General features: G+C 71.3%; 25 protein-coding genes and 2 pseudogenes. 19 read left to right on the top strand and 8 right to left on the bottom strand.

Going from position 1 to position 21,344, the window contains the following annotated elements; translation table 11 throughout:
• Positions 1–110: 110 nt before the first annotated feature.
• Entirely contained in the window at positions 111–1,013 is a 903-nt protein-coding gene (locus CA983_RS22080) for a LysR family transcriptional regulator (protein WP_086602638.1), read from the top strand.
• A gap of 73 nt (positions 1,014–1,086) precedes the next feature.
• On the opposite strand, the gene CA983_RS22085 is transcribed toward CA983_RS22080, so the two are convergent.
• Positions 1,087–1,557: a pyridoxamine 5'-phosphate oxidase family protein gene (locus CA983_RS22085; protein WP_086602639.1), complete on the bottom strand. Its 471-nt coding sequence runs from the start codon at positions 1,555–1,557 to the stop codon at positions 1,087–1,089.
• A gap of 136 nt (positions 1,558–1,693) precedes the next feature.
• Between CA983_RS22085 and CA983_RS22090 the strand changes: the two genes are divergently transcribed.
• The gene (locus tag CA983_RS22090) at positions 1,694–2,344 is read left to right on the top strand and encodes a cysteine hydrolase family protein (RefSeq protein WP_086602640.1); all 651 of its coding nucleotides are present in this window, start codon (positions 1,694–1,696) and stop codon (positions 2,342–2,344) included.
• Here CA983_RS22090 and CA983_RS22095 read toward each other — a convergent pair.
• Together CA983_RS22095 and CA983_RS22100 are read right to left on the bottom strand one after the other, a co-directional pair.
• A complete protein-coding gene (locus CA983_RS22095) occupies positions 2,331–2,816 on the bottom strand; it encodes a Rieske (2Fe-2S) protein (protein WP_086602641.1) in 486 nt (161 codons plus the stop codon). The two genes, CA983_RS22090 and CA983_RS22095, sit on opposite strands and share 14 nt — an antisense overlap.
• 313 nt (positions 2,817–3,129) lie before the next feature.
• Complete coding sequence (locus CA983_RS22100) at positions 3,130–3,831, bottom strand: GAF domain-containing protein (RefSeq protein ID WP_086602642.1); 702 nt, start codon at positions 3,829–3,831, stop codon at positions 3,130–3,132.
• A gap of 302 nt (positions 3,832–4,133) precedes the next feature.
• On the opposite strand from CA983_RS22100, the gene CA983_RS22105 reads away from it, so the two are divergent.
• From CA983_RS22105 to CA983_RS22120, 4 genes are all read left to right on the top strand, one after another.
• The gene (locus CA983_RS22105) at positions 4,134–4,541 is read left to right on the top strand and encodes a hypothetical protein (protein ID WP_086602643.1); all 408 of its coding nucleotides are present in this window, start codon (positions 4,134–4,136) and stop codon (positions 4,539–4,541) included.
• Positions 4,542–4,754: 213 nt separating this feature from the next.
• Positions 4,755–5,231 (top strand): hypothetical protein, encoded by a 477-nt coding sequence (locus CA983_RS22110; RefSeq protein WP_086602644.1) that lies wholly within the window; start codon positions 4,755–4,757, stop codon positions 5,229–5,231.
• Positions 5,228–6,403: a zinc-dependent alcohol dehydrogenase gene (locus CA983_RS22115; protein WP_086602645.1), complete on the top strand. Its 1,176-nt coding sequence runs from the start codon at positions 5,228–5,230 to the stop codon at positions 6,401–6,403. The genes CA983_RS22110 and CA983_RS22115 overlap by 4 nt, the downstream gene beginning before the upstream one ends.
• A gap of 103 nt (positions 6,404–6,506) precedes the next feature.
• On the top strand, positions 6,507–7,004 hold the full coding sequence (locus CA983_RS22120) for an SPW repeat protein (protein WP_244207051.1): 498 nt from the start codon (positions 6,507–6,509) through the stop codon (positions 7,002–7,004).
• 37 nt (positions 7,005–7,041) lie between these two features.
• Here the strand turns inward: CA983_RS22120 and CA983_RS22125 are convergent, their stop codons facing one another.
• Entirely contained in the window at positions 7,042–8,754 is a 1,713-nt protein-coding gene (locus tag CA983_RS22125) for a RecQ family ATP-dependent DNA helicase (RefSeq protein WP_086602647.1), read from the bottom strand.
• 215 nt (positions 8,755–8,969) lie between these two features.
• Between CA983_RS22125 and CA983_RS22130 the strand changes: the two genes are divergently transcribed.
• On the top strand, positions 8,970–9,545 hold the full coding sequence (locus tag CA983_RS22130; RefSeq protein ID WP_086602659.1) for a hemerythrin domain-containing protein: 576 nt from the start codon (positions 8,970–8,972) through the stop codon (positions 9,543–9,545).
• A 205-nt stretch (positions 9,546–9,750) separates the two neighbouring features.
• The gene (locus tag CA983_RS22135) at positions 9,751–10,284 is read left to right on the top strand and encodes a hypothetical protein (protein WP_086602648.1); all 534 of its coding nucleotides are present in this window, start codon (positions 9,751–9,753) and stop codon (positions 10,282–10,284) included.
• A gap of 103 nt (positions 10,285–10,387) precedes the next feature.
• Here the strand turns inward: CA983_RS22135 and CA983_RS22140 are convergent, their stop codons facing one another.
• Complete coding sequence (locus tag CA983_RS22140; RefSeq protein ID WP_425276466.1) at positions 10,388–11,638, bottom strand: cytochrome P450; 1,251 nt, start codon at positions 11,636–11,638, stop codon at positions 10,388–10,390.
• A 378-nt stretch (positions 11,639–12,016) separates the two neighbouring features.
• Between CA983_RS22140 and CA983_RS22145 the strand changes: the two genes are divergently transcribed.
• Together CA983_RS22145 and CA983_RS22150 are read left to right on the top strand one after the other, a co-directional pair.
• Positions 12,017–12,499 carry an ATP-binding protein gene (locus tag CA983_RS22145; RefSeq protein WP_086602650.1) on the top strand — a complete coding sequence of 161 codons (483 nt, stop codon included), beginning with the start codon at positions 12,017–12,019 and terminating at the stop codon, positions 12,497–12,499.
• Between the two features lie 161 nt (positions 12,500–12,660).
• Positions 12,661–13,386, top strand: a complete 726-nt coding sequence (locus CA983_RS22150) for a GAF and ANTAR domain-containing protein (protein ID WP_086602651.1) — start codon at positions 12,661–12,663, stop codon at positions 13,384–13,386.
• Positions 13,387–13,440: 54 nt separating this feature from the next.
• On the opposite strand, the gene CA983_RS22155 is transcribed toward CA983_RS22150, so the two are convergent.
• Positions 13,441–13,635, bottom strand: coding sequence for an Lrp/AsnC ligand binding domain-containing protein (locus CA983_RS22155; RefSeq protein ID WP_279628453.1), 195 nt, complete (start codon positions 13,633–13,635; stop codon positions 13,441–13,443).
• On the opposite strand from CA983_RS22155, the gene CA983_RS22160 reads away from it, so the two are divergent.
• The 4 genes and pseudogenes from CA983_RS22160 to CA983_RS22180 all read left to right on the top strand — a co-directional run bounded on the left by CA983_RS22160 (position 13,614) and on the right by CA983_RS22180 (position 15,676).
• The gene (locus CA983_RS22160; RefSeq protein WP_425276467.1) at positions 13,614–13,919 is read left to right on the top strand and encodes a hypothetical protein; all 306 of its coding nucleotides are present in this window, start codon (positions 13,614–13,616) and stop codon (positions 13,917–13,919) included. The genes CA983_RS22155 and CA983_RS22160 overlap by 22 nt on opposite strands.
• Positions 13,912–14,242 (top strand): annotated as a pseudogene (locus CA983_RS22165) (branched-chain amino acid transporter permease). Before CA983_RS22160 ends, CA983_RS22165 begins: the two are co-directional and overlap by 8 nt.
• Positions 14,243–14,510: 268 nt before the next feature.
• Positions 14,511–15,266 (top strand): HipA family kinase, encoded by a 756-nt coding sequence (locus CA983_RS22175; RefSeq protein WP_086602652.1) that lies wholly within the window; start codon positions 14,511–14,513, stop codon positions 15,264–15,266.
• Positions 15,263–15,676, top strand: a complete 414-nt coding sequence (locus tag CA983_RS22180) for a DUF3037 domain-containing protein (protein ID WP_086602653.1) — start codon at positions 15,263–15,265, stop codon at positions 15,674–15,676. Before CA983_RS22175 ends, CA983_RS22180 begins: the two co-directional genes overlap by 4 nt.
• A gap of 21 nt (positions 15,677–15,697) precedes the next feature.
• On the opposite strand, the gene CA983_RS22185 is transcribed toward CA983_RS22180, so the two are convergent.
• Complete coding sequence (locus CA983_RS22185) at positions 15,698–16,126, bottom strand: excalibur calcium-binding protein (RefSeq protein WP_086602654.1); 429 nt, start codon at positions 16,124–16,126, stop codon at positions 15,698–15,700.
• 261 nt (positions 16,127–16,387) lie between these two features.
• Here CA983_RS22185 and fabG point away from each other — a divergent pair, with 261 nt between their 5' ends.
• The 5 genes from fabG to CA983_RS22210 all read left to right on the top strand — a co-directional run bounded on the left by fabG (position 16,388) and on the right by CA983_RS22210 (position 21,096).
• Positions 16,388–17,149, top strand: coding sequence for a 3-oxoacyl-ACP reductase FabG (gene fabG, locus CA983_RS22190; protein WP_020270157.1), 762 nt, complete (start codon positions 16,388–16,390; stop codon positions 17,147–17,149).
• A 12-nt stretch (positions 17,150–17,161) separates the two neighbouring features.
• A complete protein-coding gene (locus CA983_RS22195) occupies positions 17,162–17,920 on the top strand; it encodes an SDR family oxidoreductase (protein WP_086602655.1) in 759 nt (252 codons plus the stop codon).
• Positions 17,921–18,117: 197 nt separating this feature from the next.
• Positions 18,118–19,704 carry an ABC transporter substrate-binding protein gene (locus CA983_RS22200; RefSeq protein WP_167407429.1) on the top strand — a complete coding sequence of 529 codons (1,587 nt, stop codon included), beginning with the start codon at positions 18,118–18,120 and terminating at the stop codon, positions 19,702–19,704.
• 93 nt (positions 19,705–19,797) lie between these two features.
• Positions 19,798–20,481, top strand: coding sequence for a uracil-DNA glycosylase (gene ung / locus CA983_RS22205; protein WP_086602657.1), 684 nt, complete (start codon positions 19,798–19,800; stop codon positions 20,479–20,481).
• Positions 20,482–20,580: 99 nt separating this feature from the next.
• Positions 20,581–21,096: a hypothetical protein gene (locus tag CA983_RS22210; protein WP_086602658.1), complete on the top strand. Its 516-nt coding sequence runs from the start codon at positions 20,581–20,583 to the stop codon at positions 21,094–21,096.
• 63 nt (positions 21,097–21,159) lie between these two features.
• Here the strand turns inward: CA983_RS22210 and CA983_RS22215 are convergent.
• Positions 21,160–21,344, bottom strand: a pseudogene (locus CA983_RS22215) (hypothetical protein); the annotation flags it as partial.

A 21,344-nucleotide genomic window follows, 5' to 3' on the forward strand; every position in this document is an offset into this window, starting at 1 on the left:
GGTGGTGACCCCGCCGGGGGTGGTGACGGTGCTCATGGAACCACGATGGCGGGCAAAAACCTCGTAGCACAATCGAGATTTCGCACCCAATATTGCGTAGGATTGCTTACATGTTAAACCTGGAGCGCCTGCGTACCCTCGACGCCCTCGCCCGGCACGGCTCGGTCAGCGGCGCGGCCGAGGGGCTGCACATCACGACGTCCGCCGTCTCCCAGCAGATGTCCAAGCTGGAGCGGGAGGTCGGGCAGCAGCTCCTCGCCAAGAACGGCCGGGGTGTGCGGCTCACCGACGCGGGCCGGCTGCTCGCCGAGCACGCCGCGCGCATCCTGTCCCAGGTCGAACTCGCCCAGTCGGACCTGGAGGCGCAGCGTGGACAGGTCGTCGGCGAGCTGAGACTCTCGGCGTTCCCGACGGCCGCCCGCGGCCTGCTCCCGCTCGCGTTGTCCGCGCTGCGCGAGCGGCACCCCGCGCTCCGGCTGCGCTCCTGCGAGCTGGAACCGGAGGCCGCCCTCGCCGGGGTGGTGCGCGGCGACCTCGACCTCGCCGTGGTCCTCGACTGGTACAACAAGCCGATGGCCCTGCCCGACGGCCTGGTCAAGGCGCCGATCATGGACGACCCCGCCGATGTGGCCATGCCCGCGGACCACCGGCTCGCCGGGCGTGACGAGGTGGACCTCGCGGAGTTCGCCGACGACGAGTGGATCACCTGGGGCGAGGGCGAGTTCTGCCACGAGTGGCTCATGTTCACGCTCCGCTCGAAGGGCATCGAGCCGCTCGTGGGCCACCGCGCCGCCGAGACCCACACCCAGCTCGCGCTGGTCGCCGCGGGCCTCGGCGTGTGCGTCGCCCCGCTGCTCGGCCGCCGTCCCGTGCCCGCGGGGGTCGTGACCGTCCCCGTCAGGCAGCGGGTCCGGCGGCACGTGTACGTGGTCTGGCGCGCGGACGCCGACCGCCGCCCGTCGATCCGGGCCGCGGTCAAGGCCCTCAAGGCGGCGGGGGAGAGCCTCGGCTGAGCCCGGGCTGCGGCGGTGCCGTGGCCGCCCGGCGCGGCGCCCCCGGCGCGGGGCGGGGCCGGGCGCGCCTCACCTACTGGGTCCCCAGCTTGCGGAAGTCCCAGGAGACGATCTTCTGCGGCGTCAGCCGCATCCAGGCGTGCCGGCCGTCGTGCGGCATCTCCTCCAGGCCGAAGTTCTTCCGGCCGAACAACGTCTCGGGAACGTCGAGTTCGGCGCACAGCTCGCCGGTGCGCGGGATCTCGCCCACGAACTCGACGGTGCCCGAGAGTTCGACGCCGCGCAGCTCGTCGTACTCCTCACCGGTGTCGACCACGATCGCCACCCGCGGGTCGCGCCGCAGGTCGGCCCACCGTTTGCTGCGCACGACCGAGTACAGCCACATCGAGGTGCCGTCCCAGGCGAACCACAGCGTGCTCACATGCGGGGCGCCGTCGGCCGACACCGTGGCGACCCGGCAGGTGCGCTGTGTGGCGAGGAAATCGTCCAGCTCGCCGGGCGTCATCATGATCTTCCGGCCCCGGCGCTGCTGAGTGACGGTCATGCTCCCCCTCTTTCTTCTCTCACGTCGTGTCAGAGGAGATCCTCTGACATCACGTCAGAAAAGGATGGGTTCTCTTCCGTCCATGCGCAATGGTGGTTACGCTCACGCGCCCAGCCGCCGGCGCCCAGGGGGAACCGTGCCCACGCACGCAGAGCTCAGCGAACTCCTCGATCCGCGGACCACCGTGCTGCTCACCGTCGAGTGCCAGGAGGGCGTCGTCGGAGCGGACAGCGCTCTGCCCGAACTCGCCGAGGAGGCCCGCGCCGGCGGGATGCTCGCCAACGTCGCCCGACTGGTGGCCGCCGCCCACGAAGGCGGCGTCCAAGTCGTCCACGCCATCGCCGAGCGCCGCCCCGACGGCCGCGGGGCCAGCCGCAACGCCCGCCTGTTCCGGGCCGCCGAACGCCTGCCCGTCCAGCAGTTGTCCGGTACGCCGGCGGTGCGTGTCGCGGCCCCCATCGAGGTCGCCGACGAGGACCTCGTCGTACGGCGCCTGCACGGGCTGTCGCCCCTCCAGGGCACCGATGTCGACCCGCTGCTGCGCAACCTCGGCTGCCGCACGCTGATCGTCACCGGGGTCTCGGCCAACGTGGCCGTTCCCAACGCCGTGTTCGACGCCGTGAACCGCGGCTACGCCGCCGTCGTCCCGGCGGACGCCATCGCGGGAGTGCCCTCGGACTACACGCCCGCGATGATCCGCCACACCCTCGCGTTGGTCGCCACGGTCGCGACCACGGACGAGGTGCTGGCGTGTCTGACGCGCCCGCGCGGGGTCAGGCGAGCGTGATCGAGTCGCCGTTCACGCTGATCTGCTTGGCCGCCAGCGGTTCGACCGCCGGCCCCTTCTTCACACTGCCGTCGAGGACGGAGAACTGGCTGCCGTGGCAGGTGCAGGAGATGATGTCGTCCTTGAGGTCCACCATCGGACAGTCCCGGTGGGTGCAGACCGTCGAGAATGCCTTGAAGTCGCCCGCGGCCGGCTGCGAGACGACGACCTTCTCGTCCTTGAAGATCTTGCCGCTGCCCTCGGGGATGTCGGCGGTCTTGGTCAGCGCCGCACCACCGGCTCCAGCTCCGGCGGACAAGCCGCTTTCCTCGTTCGTCGCGCCGCCGTCGGCGCCCTGTTCGGTGGACGGATCGGACGCCTCGTCCCCCGATCCGCACGCCGTCAGCGCCACGGTGAGCCCTGCCGCGCCCACCGCCGCCACGAGGGTGCGGCGGCTCGGTCCCGACTTCGGCTGAACTGATTCGCTGGTCATGCTGACGTTCCTTCCGGGGATTCGTGATCTGCCGAGAGGTACGGCCCCTGGGGACCGGCTGTTCAGACCATGTCGAAATCCTGACCGGTTCGCGGAAGGACATGGGTAAAGCGGCGCTGTCGGTTCGCTGTCGAGTTCCGGGCCGCCGCCGCGAGGTCGTGTCCATGCGCCAGGAACCACCCCACCACCCCGGGGCCGCCCAGCCGGTGGGGTACTCGCTGTTGTGACGCTCGGTCAGTAGCCGGGTCCCGTCCGCACTTCCCACACGCGGGTCATGCGACGAGCACAAACCTCGTACCGGCCGTTGCCGGGCTCACGGGTCGCGCAGGATGTCCCTGGTGATGTCCGACAGTGACTTGCCGGTGCGGAAGGCTTCGGCGCGCATGAGGGCAAGCGCGTTCTCGGGGCTGAGCCTCCGCCGGGTCGCCAGGGCGCCGACGGCACGCGCGGTGTCGAACCAGTGGGCGCGGACGACCTCTTCCGGCTCCCAGGTCGGTGCCTGGGCCCCGGTGACGATCATGTCGCGGGTCGGCAGGAGGGCGGCCGCCACGGCGTCGGCCACGTGCGACGCCTGCTCCAGAGCCTCCTTGCTCAGAGCCTGGGAACGAAGTGCCAGCAGGTCGACCGTTCCCAGGACGTAGTCGCCGAAGAAGACGGGGAGCGCGTACACCGACCCCACCTGCGGCAGCTTCTCGCGCATGGTCGCACCGAAGAGGGGCCAAGGCGTCAGCTCCTCGCGCAGGTCGTTCACCGCCACGGGTTCACCGGAGCGCGCGGCGCTGATGCAGGGGCCTTCCAGCACCGTGAACTGGATCTCCTCCAGCAGGAGCGCCGCGTCGTCCGAGGCGGCGAGCAACTGGCGGGAAGGGGTGTCGGTGAGCAGCGAAAGGGTGGTGCCGTCCATGCCCAGCCCTTCGCACACCGCCCCGCACACCCGCCGTGGAACCTCCTCAGCCGGTGCCTTCGCTGCGGCTTCCGCGACCAGCCGCGCCGCCTTGACGGCTTCGGCCGTCATCCGGCCCTCCACTGACCCGGCACAGACGGGAGGGCGGGCGGACGGACGGCTGCGCACACGCGTACGCGGAATCCGGTGACCCGCGGGGTCTGCCGGGGAGGCGTCTTCGCCGTGTGCCGGTTCACCGTCTGCCGGTTCGCCGTGTGCCGATGCACCGTCTGCCGATGAGGAGCCATGCCGGCGGAGTACCCCACCTGGCCGTGACGACGCCGATCGCGGCTCCGTCGCCTGCCGTCGTTCGCCCGCGGTCGTTTTCCGCCGGGTCGGCCGGGTACCCGGCCGACCCTACGGAGGGACGGCATATGACCAAGGCCCGAGTCCCCGAGCGGGCGGACACGGTCGCGGTGGCGCACGGCGCGTTCAACGTCGTGGGCGGGCTGTGGCCGTTGCTGCATCTGCGCAGCTTCGAGTGGGTGTTCGGCCCGAAGAGCGACGTCTGGCTCCAGATGACGACGGGTGGTCTGCTGGTCTCCGCCGGCGTGGCCCAGCTCGCGGCAGCACCGGACCCGCAGGGCCCGGCCCAGGCCCGCCGCATCGGTCTCGGCACCGCCATGACCTTGCTGGCCATCGATCTGATCTACGTACCCAAGGGCCGGATCCGGCCCACGTACCTCCTCGACGCCGCGATGCAGAGCGGGTGGATCGCCGCCTGGCTGCGCTCCGCCCCCGGCCAGAACTCCACGAGGAAGGCCAGGAGCAACGCCCGATGAGGGACGTTCGCACCGGCGGCTGGTCGGGCCCCTGACCGGTCCCCCGACGAGGTCGCACCGCACACGGAGGGTTACGCGTCGCGTACCGACACTCATCGGTGCGCACTGGAAGGGCACAACCACGATGACCACGCACGCACGTACCCCGAGCAGTACGCACGCCCGTACCCCGAGCAGCACCCGCTCCTCTGCCTCCCGAAGGACGTGACGCCGATGCCCCTCTGGAAATTCTGGAAATCACTGGCAGTCGCGGCTGCGGGGGTCACCGCCGGAGCCGTCGTCGTCATGCGGCGCTCGGAGGCGCGTCCGGACGACCCGGCCGCCGGGGACCGCTGGCTGACCGTGACGATCAACCGTGCACCGGGGGACATCCAGCCCGAGAAGCTGCCGCCGCCGCTGCGGGAGTACGGCGACCGGATCGAGACCCGGATCACCCCCGCGCCCGGCGACCGGGGCACCGAACTGGCCGTACGCCTGAAGGAATCACAGGACGTGGCGGGCTCCCTGCCCGCACGGCTCGCCGGCCAGGACGAGCGCCAGGATCTGCGCCGCGCCCTGCGCGAGGCGAAGGCGCTGCTGGAGACGGGCGAGGTCATGCGACCCGACACACCGCCGACCACACACGAGACCCCCGGCGGGAAGCTCGTCGGGCTGCTGTCCAGGCGCGCGGGCGGGGAGGGAGTGCTGTGAAGGCGCTGTGCTGGGAAGGCGTCGACAAGCTCGGCGTGGAGCAGGTGCCCGATCCTGTCCTGCGCAACGAACAGGACGTGATCGTACGGCTGATCGCGGGCACCACCTGCGGCTCGGACCTGCACCTCATCGGCGGCTACATCCCCTTCATGCGGTCCGGGGACGTCATCGGGCACGAGTTCCTCGGCGAGGTCGTCGAAGTCGGTGGGGCGGTACGCCGGCACAAGGTGGRCGACCGGGTGGTGGTCTGCTCGTTCGTCGGCTGCGGCCGCTGCTGGTACTGCGCCCACGACCTCTGGTCGCTGTGCGACAACACCAACACCAACCCCGGCATCGGGCAGGCCCTGTTCGGCGCGGACACCGGCGGGATCTTCGGTTACTCGCACGCCATGGGCGGACTGCGGGGCAGCCACGCCGAGTACGTGCGCGTGCCTTTCGCGGACTACGGCGCCTTCCCCGTCCCGGAGGGCATCGACGACACCAGCGCCCTGTTCGTGTCCGACTCGGTGCCGACGGGCTGGATGGGCGCCGACCTGGCGGGCGTCGAGCCCGGCGACGTCGTCGCCGTCTGGGGCTGCGGGGCCGTCGGCCAGATGGCGGCGCGTGCCGCGATCCTGCTGGGCGCGGAGCGGGTGATCTCCATCGACCGGATTCCCGAGCGGCTGGAGATGACCGAGCGGCACATCGGCAGCGAGGTCATCGACTACACGGCCACCGACGTCGGGGCGGAACTGCGCGAACGCACGGGCGGCCGCGGCCCGGACGTGTGCATCGAGGCGGTCGGCATGGAGGCGCACAGCGACAGCCCGGTGCACCTGTACGACCAGGCCAAGCAGCAGTTGCGGCTCCAGACGGACCGCCCGACCGCCGTCCGGCAGGCCATCCACGCCTGCCGCAAGGGCGGCACGGTCTTCATCCTGGGCGTCTTCGCGGGCGCCGTCGACAAGTTCCCCCTGGGCGCGGTGATCAACAAGGGCCTGACCGTGCGCGGCGCACAGATGCACGGCCAGCGCTACATCCCGATGCTGCTGGACCGTATGGCGGCCGGGGAGCTGAGCACGTCCCATCTGGCGACCCACTCCGTCCCGCTGGACGAGGCGCCGCGAGCGTACGACCTGTTCAAGCACAAGACCGACGGCTGCGTACGCGCGGTCATCCGGCCGGGCGGCTGAGCGGAGGCGGTGACAAAGTCCGGCCGGCGAGCGGGACGGTTCGTTAGTGGGGCCTGGGTACTCGTTCTTGGGATATCGATCTGCCACCTGGGAGGTGACAGGAATGACCACTTCCCCCCGGTCGTCCATGGAGACGCACCCCGACATCGTCGAGATGCGCTCCCGCCACGAGATGGCCGAACGCGCAGCGACCACACCCCGGGCTCAGGCCGTCGAGACCTTGGCCTTCCTCACCGGCATCTACCTGGCGGCGTCGCCGTGGATCGCGGGGTTCGACAATCTCTCCAGGCTGGCCGTCAGCAACGTGATCGTCGGGATCGCGTACGCCCTCCTGATGAGCGGCGGCTTCGGCCGGGCCTACGAGCGCACACACAGCATGGCGTGGGCGGCCTGCGCCCTCGGTGTGTGGACCATCATCGCCCCCTGGGTGATCGCAGGTGACGTCAGCACGACGAGGAGCGTCGTCAACAACATCATCGTGGGTGCGGTCGCCCTGCTGCTGGCACTGGCAGCCAGCGCCGCCGCCGCCCGCGCGGACCGCTCACCACGGTCGACAGCGGGTGGCAACCGCGGGATGCCCGGTCCCGGAGGGGCCGTCTAGGAGCACCCTGCGGCTTGACCCTGTTGGCCGGTCCGGCTCATGCGCCGGCCAACAGGTCGCTCTCCTGCACCGCTGCCATGGACAGCGTCTTGTAGCCGACCTGCTCGAACAGCACGACGAGGCGGTCCTCCTCCACGCGCATGACCATGCCCGTTCCCCATTGGGTATGGCGCACCCTGTCGTTGGGCTCGTACGGCGCACGGTGCCCGGGGGCGGTGGAGGATTCCCGCTGCGATTCCAGCTGCCCTGCCTCGGCGCGCCGGTCATCGTCCCGCTCGCACACGTCGCACCGTCCGCACGGCTCGTCGAGCTGCTCGCCGAAGTAGCCCAGGAGGTACTGACGACGGCAGGACGGCGTCTCCGCGTACCCGCGCATCATCTCGATACGCGAGCGGTCCATCCGGCGCCGCCGCTCGAACACCTCCTCCGCCCTCTCGGCGGCATCGGCCGCCGTACGGCCGGGAAGGGCCCGGACCGCGCGGTGCCTGCCCTCGACGGTCACGGCTCCGGCCTCTTCGAGGAGGTTCAGCAGGTCGGTGGTCTTCCGGCGTGACAGGCCGCACTGGTGAGCCACGCGGCTGCGGCTGTGCGGGGCGTCCTGGCCGAGCAATGCGGTCATGATCCGGCGCAGTCCGTCGAGGTCCAGGGACCGGGCAGTGAGGAACCTCTGCAGTCCCAGGTCCTCGGGGCGATAGAACAGCACCGCATCAGCCGGGTCCCCGTCGCGGCCGGCGCGCCCGATCTCCTGGTAATAGGAGTCCAGTGACTCCGGCACGGATGCGTGGGCGACGAACCGTACGTCGGGCTTGTCGATGCCCATCCCGAACGCGGAGGTGGCCACCACCACGGCGGGCGCGCCGGCCATGAAGCCGTCGTGGATCCGGCGCCGCTCCGACGCCTTCATCCCCGCGTGATACGCCTCGGCGTCCACGCCGTCCTGCCGCAGTCGCGCCGCATGGGTTTCGGCGTCCTTGCGGGTGGCCGTATAGAGGATGCCCGGGGCGCGTACTCCGGCCGACCAGCGTGAGACGGCCTCGCGTTTGGTGGCGTCGTCGGTGAACGTGCGCACCGCCAGGTGGATGTTGGGCCGGTCGGTTCCGGCTGTCACGACATGGGCGTCGCGCATGTGCAGGTTCTCCACGATGTCGGCCCGCACCGGGGCCGCGGCCGTCGCCGTCAGAGCGAGCACCGGCGGACGGCCCAGGCGTTCGGCGACCTCGCCCAGGCCCAGGTAGTCGGGGCGGAAGTCGTGCCCCCACGCGGAGACGCAGTGGGCCTCGTCGACGACGAACAGCGAGGGGCCCAGCTCACGCAGCCGCTTGAGCACACTGTCCTTGGCCAGCTGCTCCGGGGAAAGGAACAGGTACTCGGCATCGCCCTCCCGGACGGCCCGCCAGCCTCTGTCGGTGGCCGACTCGGGCTGCGCGGAGTTCACGGCCACGGCGTCCGGTGCCGCGCTCTCCCGCAGTCCGGTGACCTGGTCGCGCTGCAAGGCGATCAGCGGCGACACCACGACCGCAGGGCCGCCGAGCACGACGGTCGGTACCTGGTAGATCGCCGACTTGCCGGAACCGGTGGGCATGACGACCAGCACGTCACGGCCATCGAGCAGGGCCCTCATCGCCTCCGTCTGCTCGGGCCCCAGGTCGCTCCACCCGAAGCGCTCCCGCGCGACGCGGCGCAGCTCCGCGATCCGGTCGGGGCCGCCCGCGTCCGCCCGGGCCTTGGGGCTCCCCGTGCGCCGGGTCATGGCACGAAGCCTCCTTCACTTCCCCGAGACCCTCTCGCGAGCACGGGCCGGGTACCCCGCGGCGGCTGCCGCGATGCGTGAGGCTCCCCGCCGTTCGGCTCCGTGCGGTCGCGGCCGCCCGGCGCCAGGGACAACCTGGACAAAGGCCGGCCGAGCCGACGCCCCGGGCCGACGCGCTGCGGCACGAACCCCAGGAGGACCCCTTGACCGACGCCATGCCGCACATGGACGAAGCAGGCGAGAACGACGACGTCGTGGCACTGCTGACGCAACAGCACAACCACATCCGTGACCTCTTCGCCGAGGTCGAGAACGCCACTGCCGACGACCGGGCGGAGCCGTTCCGCAGACTCGTCCGCCTGCTGGCCGTCCACGAGACGGCCGAGGAAGAGGTGGTCCACCCCGCGGCCGGCCGTCTCTTCCAGGACGGTGAGCGGGTGGTCGACGACCGTCTCGAGGAAGAGCGGGCCGCGAAGGAGAAGCTGAGCCGGCTCGACGACATGAACCCCGACGACCCCGAGTTCCTGCCCGCCTTGCGGGAGCTGCGCGCGGACGTGCTCCAGCACGCGGCCTCCGAGGAACAGTACGAGTTCCCCCGGCTCCGCGAGAACGCCGGGGCGCAGCAGCTCGCCATGCTGGCCACGGCTGTCCGGGCTGCCGAGGCCATGGCGCCCACCCGCCCGCACCCGGGAGCCGAGACCGCGGCGGAGAACATCGCCGTCGGCCCCATGGCAGCCCTGGTCGACCGGACCCGCGACGCAGTCCGCAAGGCGATGGGCACGGACGGCTGACAGCCGGGCGAACGCGTGGCCCCGGTCCAGGGACGGGCGGTGGCGCAAACCGGCGCACGGAGGAACCCGGCGACCAGTGCCGGCACCTCGGCGCGGTGACGATCTCGTGGACCGCTGCCCCGACTCGTCGACCGCCGCCTCGGAACCAGTGGCAGCCGTGCCGCACGGAGGGGTGGAGGCGGACGTAACGGGTACCCGTCAGCACATGCTCAAGCGCGCACTGTGGCAGGGGCTGCTCGCCGGTACCGCCGGAGGGGTCGTGATGACCCTCGGCGAGAAGATCGAGCAGGCCGTCACCGGCCGGCCCGACTCCCATGTACCCGCGCGGGTGTTGCAGCGGCTGACCGGCATGCCCGAACGGCCCGGCCCACAGCCGCTGCCGGTGAACTGGGCCATGCACTACGGCCAGGCCGCCCTCCTCGGAGTGCTGCGCTCGGTCATGTCCCAGGCCGGACTGCGCGGACCGGTCGCATCCGCCAAGTTCACCGTCGTCCGCCTCACCAACGACCAGATCCTGGAGAACGCGACCGGCGTCGGCGCGCCCCCGCCCACCTGGCCCCGCACGGAACTCGTCGTGGACATCCTGCACAAGGCCGTCTACGCCTTCACCACCGGCGCCGTCGCCGACGCCCTCGCCGCCCGCAGCGGCCCCGGCCCCGGACAGCGCCACGCGGCCGTGCGCCCCGGCCGCCACGCCCACTTCGGCCCCCTGCCCCGCAGGCACGCCCACGGCACGTGACCCCGGCGGCCCGCCGGGGCGCACCTTGCCCACCGTACGAGTCGGAGGTGACCGGTGTGCTGTGCGTCCACGGCAAGCCTGGCCTGTCTGCGGCGCGCGGGCGTCACACGGCCGTCAGCGTGCGCTCGCTCGGCACCCGCACGTCCCGTACGGCGACGCCGCTGCGCACCCGGGCCGGTATGCGCCGCAGGGAGATGCGCAGGTCCTGGTCGGGGACGGTGTAGTCGAGGCCGGCCAGGCGGAGCGCGAGGGCTTCGAGGAGCCCGATGGTGAGGCCCTCGCCGGGGCAGCGGTGGCCGGTGCGCGGTTCGCCACCGCCCTGCGGGATGAGTTCGTCGCGCTCGACCGCGTGTTCGAGGAACCGCTCCGGGCGGAAGACGTACGGGTCGCCCCACAGCTCCTCGTCGTGGTTCTGTCCGAAGACATCGAGCAGCACCATCGCGCCGGCCGGCACCGAGACGCCCTGCCAGGACAGGTCCCGCACGGCGACGCCGCCGAGGAACGGCGCGAACGGGTAGAAGCGGCGCACCTCGTGCACGAACGCGGCGGTGTAGGCGGTGTCGCCACCGCGCAGCCGTTCGCGCTGGTTCGGCTGCAGATGCAACGCGTGCGCCGTGTAGGCGACGAACCAGCAGACGGCGACGGTGGGCCGGATGACGTTCAGCAGCTCGACGGCCGCCGTGTGCGGGTGGAGCAGTTCACCGGTGGCCTCGCGATGCCGGCACACAGCGGCGAGCACCGACCCCTCGGGGGCGGCGGCCCTGCCCGAGCGGACATCCTCGACCAGCCGGGTGAAGCGCTCCTCCTGCCGACTGCGGGCACGCCGGGCCCGCCAGTGCCGTGGCCCGGCGGTGGCGAAGCCGTCGACCATGGCGACCAGGTCGCGGGCGAGATGCTCCGTCTCCCCGGCGCCCTCGTCGAGCGGGACGCCCGCCCAGCGGCACACGCCGCGGGTGAGCACCACGCTCGCCACGTCGAACAGCACGACCTGTTCGGCCCTGTTCCACTCCCGTACCGCGTCGTCCCACACGGGGACGACATGCTCGACAAGGCCGGCGATCCGGTCGGCCTGGAGCAGCGGCAGGAAGAACTCCTTGCGGGCGCGGTGGGCGCCGCCGTCGAGCGTGTGGACGGCGTCGTGGCCGAACAGGGTGCTCAGCACGGGGCCTGGGAGGGCGCCGCCGCGCTGCACGTTGTGTTCGTCGTAGAAGAACCGCACCGCCTCCGGTCCCCGCACGGCGAGCGCGGGTTTGCCCATCACGCGGGTGCGTGCCACGCCGTCGGGGTGCTCGCGCAGCAGGCCGGGCAGCCAGGAGTAGCCCTGGGCGAGAGCCGGCAGAGAACGATCGATCACGGGCGACCTCCGTAAGTCCATGGCCGCCGGGTGCCCGCGCTCCGGGCCGCGACACCTGGGGCCGGTCCGCACGGGTGGTCCAAGCGTGCGGCTGCAGGACGCCTGTGCCCGCCTGACCGCACCCAGTCGATGAGCCCCTCTGCCGCGCCGCGGTGGACCCTGATGCCGCCGCGGGTGTTCTCCGACGGCAGGGCGCTGACCGCGAATCCGGCCGTCACCGCTTGGCCCACGCCGACGAGGTCAGTTCCCCGGAACCCTGCGCCGCCTGATCCACCCGCCGCGTGTCCGCACGATTCACGCACGAATCCGGTGTTTCTCGGCTCTTGGGGTAGACGCCGGTCGTAATGACGGTCACGGCTCAGGAAGCGGGCGGATCGCATGGACGAGGCTGCCCGGAACGACAGCGCGCTCCTGGATGAGGAACCGATCACTGTCTCGGCGGCGTATGAGTGCCATCCTGGCGACATCGCCCGGGCGCGTGGCGTGGCCCGCGCGTTCTTGGCGCGCCTGCGGTTTGTCCACGGCGTTCCGGTGTCCACCCGTGCGATGGAGATCGTCCAGCTCGTAGTCAGCGAGCTGGTTACGAACGCCTGCAAGTACGCGCCCGGTCCGTGCCTGCTCGACCTGGAGGCGTCCGGCGGCCGGGTCGGGGTCACCGTCTGGGACAGTGACCCGACGCTGCCGGTGGCCGCGGCGGCAGAGCCGGGCCGGGTCGGCCGGCACGGTCTGGAGATCGTCATGGCCGTGTGCCAGGGCTTCGAGGTGCGCCGTGAGCCGGTCGGCAAGCGCTCAACGGCTGTGGTCATGCTCGCGGACGACTCTGCGGAGACCTCGGCGGTCCGTGAGACGGCCGAAAGGTGAGACCGGAGTAGCGTGTGAAGCAGAGGCCGAGCCGCGCCGCCCTGAACCGGCGTCAGGCAGTGGCCGCACCGGAGATGTTCCTTCGGGCGTTGGATGCCGTCGCCCCGGTGGCACGACCGATGCCGGCCCAGGGGGCCGCGGGCCTTGCGAAGGAACACATCATGAACGCCGATGACGCGTACGACAGCAGCCACATCACCCAGTGGCTGCTGGAGACCGACTCCCTGGAAGACTTCCTCCAGACGCTGGCCGACGCCGCCCTCGATTTGTCCCAGGCCGAGGGCGCCGGCTTGACCCTGGAGCGCAACGGCCGGCCCGTCACGGTGGTCAGCGCAGGACCCGCCGCGCCCAAACTGGACGAGAAACAGTACGGCCAGGACGATGGCCCCTGCCTGCAAGCCCTGCGCACCGGCGCGGAGATCGTCGTCCCCGACATGCTGGACGAGAGCCGCTGGGGCGACTACCCCGCCTACGCCGTGTCTTGCGGGATCCGCTCCTCCTTCTCCCTGCCGATCGCCCCCCACACCCACACCGCCGGCGCCCTCAACCTCTACGCCGGCCCGCCCGACGCGTTCGAACAGACCGACCTCACAGCCCTGCGCTCCCTGGCCGCACAGGCCACCGGCGGCATCGCCCTCGCCCAGCGCATCAGCGACACGCAGGAATTCGCCGACCAGTTGCAGACCGCCATGCAATCCCGCAGCGTCATCGACCAGGCCCTCGGCGTGATCATGGGTCAGCGCCGCTGCACCGCTGACGCGGCCTTCGGCATCCTGCGCTCCGCCTCCCAGCACCGCAACATCAAACTCCGCGACCTGTGCACGGAGCTGATCACCAATCTCACCGGCCGGCCCCCCACCACTCCCGAACTGCGCCCCCGCGCTTGACGTAACACCCCAACTCCGTTGCGAGACCGTGTACCCACTGCCTTCCTCGAAGGTTCAGTCGTTCGCCTTGATCTTCTTCATGGTGAGGTGGGATTCGAGGCGCAGGACGGCGGGCAGGCCGCTGAGTTTGCTGGTGAGGAAGGCTTCGTAGGCGGCGTGGTCGGCGACCGCGACGCGGAGGAAGTAGTCGGGACGGCCGCCCGCTCCTGGTCCAGCCGGCGCATCCTGTGGCTGCAGCTCTTCATGCACCTGTACTGGGCCGGCAGCGCGACCGCCGGGCCCTGCTCGGCTCCCTCATCCCGGACAGCGTCACGGGTCTGGACTTCGCCCTGACCGCCCTGTTCACCGTCCTCGCCCTCGACGCCCTCAGGGACCTGCGCGGCGACCTGCCCACCCCCGCCCTCGCGCTGCTCAGCGCCGTGGCCGCCCGGCTCCTCTTCCCCGGCCAGCTGCTCCTGGCCGCCTTCGCCCTGTTCACCGCCGGGCTGCTGGCCTGCCACTTCACGTCCGGCAGGAGGCCGAGCCGTGCCTGACACCTCCTACGCCGTCGTCGCCGTCCTCGCCGTCGCCGCCGTCACCTGGGCCCTGCGCGCTCTGCCCTTCGCAGTCCTCGCCCCCCCTGCGCGCGAGCGTGACCGTCCAGTTCCTCAGCGCCCGCATGCCCGCCGGCGTCATGGTGATTCTGGTCGTCTACTGCCTGCGCGACCTGCCCGTGACGGAGCCGCGTGCCCTGGCCCCGCTCGCGGCCCTGGCCGTCACCATCGGCCTGCACCTGTGGCGCCGCAACGCCCTGCTCAGCATCCTGGGCGGGACCGCTGTCCACGTCGCCCTGTCGAGCACGGTCTTCGCCCACTGATTCCCACCCACCGTCCGTCGCGGCCTTGGCGCGCTGGCTCGGGCACCTCGCCCGCGATCACCCTTCGTTACTATGCTCACTTGATGCCAGAGGCCGGAAGCGAGGGGCGAACCGCCATCGACGGACTGCTCGGGAAGCCGGGAGAACCGCATGCCGGCCGGAACTTCCCGGATTCTTCCCAGGGCCGTTGACGGGCGATTCCCGCTGCTGCGCCCCTCATACGGCGGGGTCGTGGATTGCAAGGTTGACGAGATGGGTGGCCTGGGAAATGCTGGATGAGGTCACCGCGACCCGCTACATCACGCCTCTGCGTGAGGGCGGTTCGCTGCCGGGACTCGTCGAGGCCGACGACTTCGGGACGTACGTCCTGAAGTTCACCGGCGCGGGACAGGGGCGCAAGACGCTCGTCGCCGAGGTGGTCTGCGGGGAACTCGCCCGCCGGCTGGGTTTGCGGGTGCCACGCCTGGTCACGGTCGAGCTCGACGCGGAGCTGGGGCTCGGCGAACCCGACCAGGAGGTGCAGAGCCTGCTCAAGTCCAGCGGCGGCACCAACCTCGGCATGGACTTCCTCTCCGGCGCGCTCGGCTTCGACCCGCTCGCCTTCACGGTGAGTCCCGAGGAGGCCGGGCGGATCGTCTGGTTCGACGCGCTGGTCAACAACGTCGACCGGTCCTGGCGCAACCCCAACCTGCTGATGTGGCGGGGCGAGCTGTGGCTCGTCGACCACGGGGCGACCATGATCTGGCACCACAACTGGCCCGGCGCGCAGACCTCCGCGGCCCGCCCGTACGACGCCTCCGACCATGTCCTGGCGCCCTTCGCGCCCGATGTCGCCGCCGCGGCGGCCGAGTTGGCGCCCCGGGTCACCGAGGAACTGCTCGCCGCCGTCACCGCGCAGATCCCGGACGCCTGGCTGACGGGCGAGCCCGGCTTCGACACCCCGGACGACCTGAGGCAGGCCTACGCGCGGCCGCTGCTCGCCCGGGCCGCCGTCATCCACGACCGCATCCAGGGGATCAAGTGAGCGACCGGCACATCATCAAGGGCGGGACGCGCGACCGCCAGATCTACGAGTACGCCGTCCTGCGCGTCGTCCCGCGCGTTGAGCGCGGCGAGTGCATCAACGCCGGGGTCCTCGTCTACTGCCGCGCCGAGTCCTACGTCGGCGCCCGCACCCACCTCGACGAAGCCCGCCTGCTGGCCCTCGACCCCGAGGCCGACGTGGCCGGCGTCCGCGCCGCGCTGCGGGCCGTGGAGGGCATGTGCGCAGGCGGCCCCGCGGCAGGCCCGGCAGCGGACGACGCCCCCGGCCGACGCTTCCGCTGGCTCGTCGCCCCCCGCTCGGCGATCGTCCAGCCGGGCCCCGTCCACACCGGCCTGACCACCGACCCGGCGGCGGAGACGGAGCGGTTGCTGGACCTGCTGGTGCGATGACCGTCCGCCCGCGTCGGTTTTTCAGCGCCGGCGTCGTTTCAGGAGGTAGCCGCCGGCAAGCGCGGCGCCGGCTGCGAAAGTCACACCGATGGCGATGTCCCAGTCACCCGGCCCGAAGGACACCGCGCCCCCCATTCCGCCCCGCACGCCACGGGAAGGGGCGGTGGTGGCGGGAGTGGTTGCGGCCGGAGCCGACGGGCGGTCGGGGCTGGGGGAGATTACGCCGCCGCCTCGGCGGGGCAGTACCTCGCATGCGATGCCGTCGTCCGGGCCCTGGTCCTCGTCGAGCATGTGGGGATCCCTCGGGTCCGCGTCGAAGACGGCCTGCGCGTCCTCCTGGAAGGTGAAGTCGCGGCAGTCCAAGTCGGGTTGGGCGTGAGCGGTGTCGGCCAGCGGCACGATCGCGGCGATCGCGGACAGCATGCCTGCGGCAGTGGTGCGACGGCGCATGGAGCGCCTCCTTTCCGGCCACGAGTGGCTCGCGCTTCGACGCTAGGGGGCCGCGGACGCGGCGGCGTGCAGCCTTAGACCGATCGGGTGGCCGGGCAGGACTTGTCGGGCCGGGACGACGAGGGAGCGTGCCTTCCCGCGCATCGTGGGCGCGGGTAATGGATCACATGCCGAGCCCGGCCGTTGACACCGCGTGCCAGGGCTTCTAGCGTCACATCCACTGAAGGTACTAAGCGGTCGCTCACCTGAGGAGAAGCAGCCATGTCCACCACTGAGCAGCGGGTCGCCGTCGTCACCGGTGCCGCGCGCGGGATCGGCGCCGCCACCGCCGTACGACTGGCCGCCGAGGGCCGCGCGGTCGCCGTGCTCGACCTCGACGAGGCGGCCTGCAAGGACACCGTGGAGAAGATCACCGCCGCCGGCGGCAAGGCCATCGCGGTCGGCTGTGACGTCTCGGACGAGGCGCAGGTCGAGGCGGCCGTCGCGCGGATCGCCGAGGAGCTCGGCGCGCCGACGATCCTGGTCAACAACGCGGGCGTGCTGCGTGACAACCTGCTGTTCAAGATGAGCGTCTCCGACTGGGACACCGTCATGAACGTGCACCTGCGCGGCGCCTTCCTGATGTCCAAGGCCTGCCAGAAGCACATGGTGGACGCGGGATTCGGGCGGATCGTCAACCTGTCGTCGTCCTCGGCGCTGGGCAACCGCGGGCAGGTCAACTACTCGGCCGCCAAGGCCGGTCTCCAGGGCTTCACCAAGACCCTCGCCAAGGAGCTCGGCAAGTTCGGCGTCACCGCCAACTCCGTCGCCCCCGGCTTCATCGCCACCGAGATGACCAAGGCCACCGCCGACCGCGTCGGCATGGGCTTCGAGGACTTCAAGGCCGCCGCCGCCACCCAGATCCCGGTGGCGCGCGTCGGTGAGCCGGAGGACATCGCCAACGCCATCGCCTTCTTCACGGGCGAGGCGGCCGGGTTCGTCTCCGGCCAGGTGCTGTACGTGGCCGGCGGACCGCTCGACTAAGGGACGGCAGACATGACTTCCGTGGAACTCTCCGGCAAGGCCGCCCTCGTCACGGGCGCCAGCCGCGGCATCGGCTACGGCGTCGCCGAGGCGCTCGTCGCCCGCGGCGACCGCGTGTGCATCACCGGTCGCAACGAGGACGCCCTCAAGGAGGCCGTCGAGCAGCTCGGCTCCGACCGCGTGATCTACGTGGCGGGCAAGGCGCACGACGAGGCCCACCAGGCCGTCGCCGTCGAGCGCACGATGGAGGCCTTCGGTCGCGTCGACTTCCTGGTCAACAACGCCGGTACGAACCCGGTGTTCGGGCCGATCGCCGACCTCGACCTGAACGTCGCCCGCAAGGTCTTCGAGACCAACGTGGTCTCCGCGCTCGGCTTCGCCCAGAGGACCTGGCACGCCTGGCAGAAGGACAACGGCGGCGCGATCGTCAACATCGCCTCCGTCGCCGGCCTCTCGCCCTCGCCGTTCATCGGCGCGTACGGCGTCAGCAAGGCGGCGATGATCAACCTGACCGTGCAGCTCGCGCACGAGTTCGCGCCCAAGGTACGGGTCAACGCGATCGCCCCGGCCGTCGTGAAGACGAAGTTCGCCCAGGCCCTGTACGAGGGCCGGGAGGAGGAGGCCGCCGCGGCCTACCCGCTCGGCCGGCTCGGTGTGCCCTCCGACATCGGCGGCGCCGCCGCGTTCCTCACCTCCGGGCAGTCCGACTGGGTCACCGGCCAGACGCTCGTCGTGGACGGCGGCATCTTCCTCAACGCCGGCACGGGCTGACGCCGGCGCGTACGCGGCTCGGCACGGGCGCCCCTTCGCACAGGAGGCGCCCGTGCGCATGCAAAGGCACGGCAAAGGGCGATGACAACGTCGTCAAAGGTTTATCGATCAAGGAGTCATGTCCCGGGCGGGTCAGCCGGCACGGCACTGCGGTATGGTCTGCCGACCCTTGGTATGGCAGATCGAGGAGCGTGCGCGTGTTCAACCGGAACCGATGCCTGCGGCGGGTGGCGGCCATCGCGTCCATATCGTCCCTGGTCGCCGGATGCGGCGTGCTGTCGTCCGACACTCCGGAGGACGAAGGGCCGATCGTCGTGGGGACCACCAGTGCCCCCAGCACGCTGGACCCTGCCGCCTCATGGGACAGCTCCTGGGAGCTGTTCCGCAACGTCTACCAGACGCTGCTGAGCTATCCGACCGGCGCGAGCGAGCCCCAGCCGGACGCCGCCGAGAGTTGCGGCTTCAGCGACTCCTCGAACCAGGTCTACCGCTGCGAGCTGCGCGAGGGCCTGAAGTTCTCCAACGGCGACGCGCTCGACGCCCGGGCCGTGAAGTACTCGTTCGACCGGATCCGCAAGATCAACGTCAACGGCGGCCCGGCGGGTCTGCTCGGCAGCCTCGAACGGGTCCAGGCGCCGAACGACCGCGAGGTGATCTTCCACCTCAACAAGCCCGACGCGACCTTCCCGTTCGTGCTCGCCACCCCCGCCATGTCGATCGTCTCCCCGGCCGCCTACCCGGAGGACTCCCTGCGCAAGGGCACCGACGTCGTCGGCTCCGGGCCGTACACCCTCGACTCGTACGACGACGCCAAGGAAGCCGTCCTCGTCCGCAACGACGGCTACAAGGGCTTCGCCGAGCGCCGGAACGACGCGGTGACCATCCGCTACTTCCAGGACTCCGGCGCCATGGTCAAGGCCCTGCGGGACGAGCAGATCGACGTGACCTACCGCGGTCTGGCCGCCGGCGACGTCGTCGACCTCCAGAGCAAGACCTCCAACGAGAAGGAGATCCAGCTCGTCGAGGGCACCGGCACCGACATCAACTACCTGGTGTTCAACCCGAAGGACTCCTGGGCGAAGCGCAAGGCCGTACGCCAGGCCATCGCGCAGGTCGTCGACCGGGCGGCGATCGCCCACAAGGTCTACAAGGACACCGTCGACCCGCTGTACTCCATGGTCCCCAAGGGGCTCACCGGTCACACGACGGGCTTCTTCGACGACTACGGCGACCCGGACGTCGGCAAGGCCCGCAAGATCCTCACCGACGCGGGCATCAACCAGCGGGTCCCGCTGACCTTCTGGTACACGAGCGACCGCTACGGCTCCGAGACCGCCGCGGAGTTCAAGGAGCTGGAGCGCCAGCTCGAGGCCTCCGGCCTGTTCGCGATCACCCTCAAGAGCCGCCCCTGGAAGACGTACGTCGAGGGCTACCAGAAGGGCGAGTACCCGGTGTTCGGGCGTGGCTGGTTCCCCGACTTCCCGGACGCCGAGAACTTCATCGCGCCGTTCGTCGGCGAGCAGAACGCCCTCGGTACGCCCTACCCGGCACCCGAGATCACCGGCGATCTGCTGCCCCGGTCGCGACGCGAGAGCGACCGCGCGAACGTGGAGAAGGAGTTCGAGGAGGCCCAGCGGATCCTCGTGGACGACGCGCGGCTGCTGCCGCTGTGGCAGGGCAGGCAGTACGTGGCGGCGAGCCGGGACATCTCGGGCGCGGAGCGGGCCATGGACCCGTCGACGATCATGATGATGTGGGAGCTGCACCGCAAGACCGCCTGGTAGGCGGGGCGGGCACCGGGCTTCCCGAGCGCGTTGTCAGTGGTCGCCGGTAGGTTCTGTGGCCTGGAAGTGACCGCACATCGTGAGGACGTTGACGTGACCGACATCTCCATGCTGCCCGAGTCCTGGCGCGGGGTTCTGGGTGACGAGCTTCAGCAGCCCTACTTCAAGGAGCTGACGGAGTTCGTCGAGGAGGAGCGGGCGAGGGGTCCCGTCTACCCGCCGCGCGAGGAGGTCTTCGCCGCGCTGGACGCCACGCCGTACGAGCGGGTCAAGGTCCTGGTCCTCGGCCAGGACCCGTACCACGGCGAGGGGCAGGGGCACGGGCTGTGCTTCTCGGTCCGGCCCGGTGTGCGGATCCCGCCGTCCCTGCGGAACATCTACAAGGAGATGCACGAGGAGCTGGGCACCCCGATCCCGGACAACGGCTATCTGATGCCGTGGGCCGAGCAGGGCGTCCTGCTGCTCAACGCGGTGCTCACGGTCCGCGGCGGCGAGGCCAACTCGCACAAGGGCCGGGGCTGGGAGAGGTTCACCGACGCGGTCATCCGCGCGGTGGCCGGCCGGCCGGACCCGGCGGTGTTCGTGCTGTGGGGGAACTACGCGCAGAAGAAGCTCCCGCTGATCGACGAGTCGCGGCATGCGGTGGTCAAGGGCGCGCATCCGTCGCCGCTGTCGGCGAAGAAGTTCTTCGGCTCGCGTCCGTTCACGCAGATCAACGCGGCGGTGGCGGCGCAGGGGCACGAGCCGATCGACTGGACGATTCCGAACCTGGGCTGACGGCGGCCACGCTCCGGCGACGTACGGAGCGGCCTCAGCCGGATCCTCCCGGCGTGCGGTTAGCGTCGGGTGGAACAGCGGGCGAGTGGTGCGGAGGGCGTGGTCGTGGAGCGACAGGGACAGGCGGCGCCGGATGCCGTGCCGACGCGGATCGGGCAGGTCGTCATGCTGCACCACGCCGGGGACCGGGAGGAGGCCCGGCAGCGGTTCCTGGACCTGTGGGCGGAGATCGGGGAGCACGGCGACCCGCTGCACCGCTGCACCCTCGCCCATTACCTGGCCGACACGCAGGACGATCCCGCCGACGAACTGGCCTGGGACCTGCGCGCGTTGACGGCGGCGCAGGAGATCACCGAAGCCGGGACCGCCTCGGGGGAGGGGGCGCTCGCGGTACGCGCGTTCTACCCGTCCCTGCACCTGAACCTGGCCGCCGACTACGACAGACTCGGCCACCGCGACGCCGCCCGCGCACACCTGCGGCGGGCCCGGGGAGCGGCCACCGCCCTCGCCGACGACCCCTACGGCGAGGGTGTCCGGGCGGCCATCAGACGGCTGGAGTCCCGGCTGGGCGAGGGCGGCGGGGGGATGTGGACACCGCCGAGGCAGCGGCCGTAGCGCCCGGAGTGGCTTGCACGGCGGCGCTCGTGGCCGCCCTCGTCCTGCCGGCCCGGCTGCGGTTCAACGCCCGTAGGCGTCGCGGCAGATGGTCGCCTCCGGGCTGTCCGCCCGCCACCCCCCGTAGCGCCTGCCCAGTGCGCACACGTCCGTGTTGTCCGGGACGTTCTCGCGGACGCCCTGACGCACCGACTCCGAGACGTCGGGCAGGTGGGTGTGCGGACGTCGTGGGCTGCGCGGGGCGGGCT

Origin of the sequence: Streptomyces swartbergensis (genome assembly GCF_002148965.1) — a bacterium.
GTDB lineage: Bacteria > Actinomycetota > Actinomycetes > Streptomycetales > Streptomycetaceae > Streptomyces > Streptomyces swartbergensis.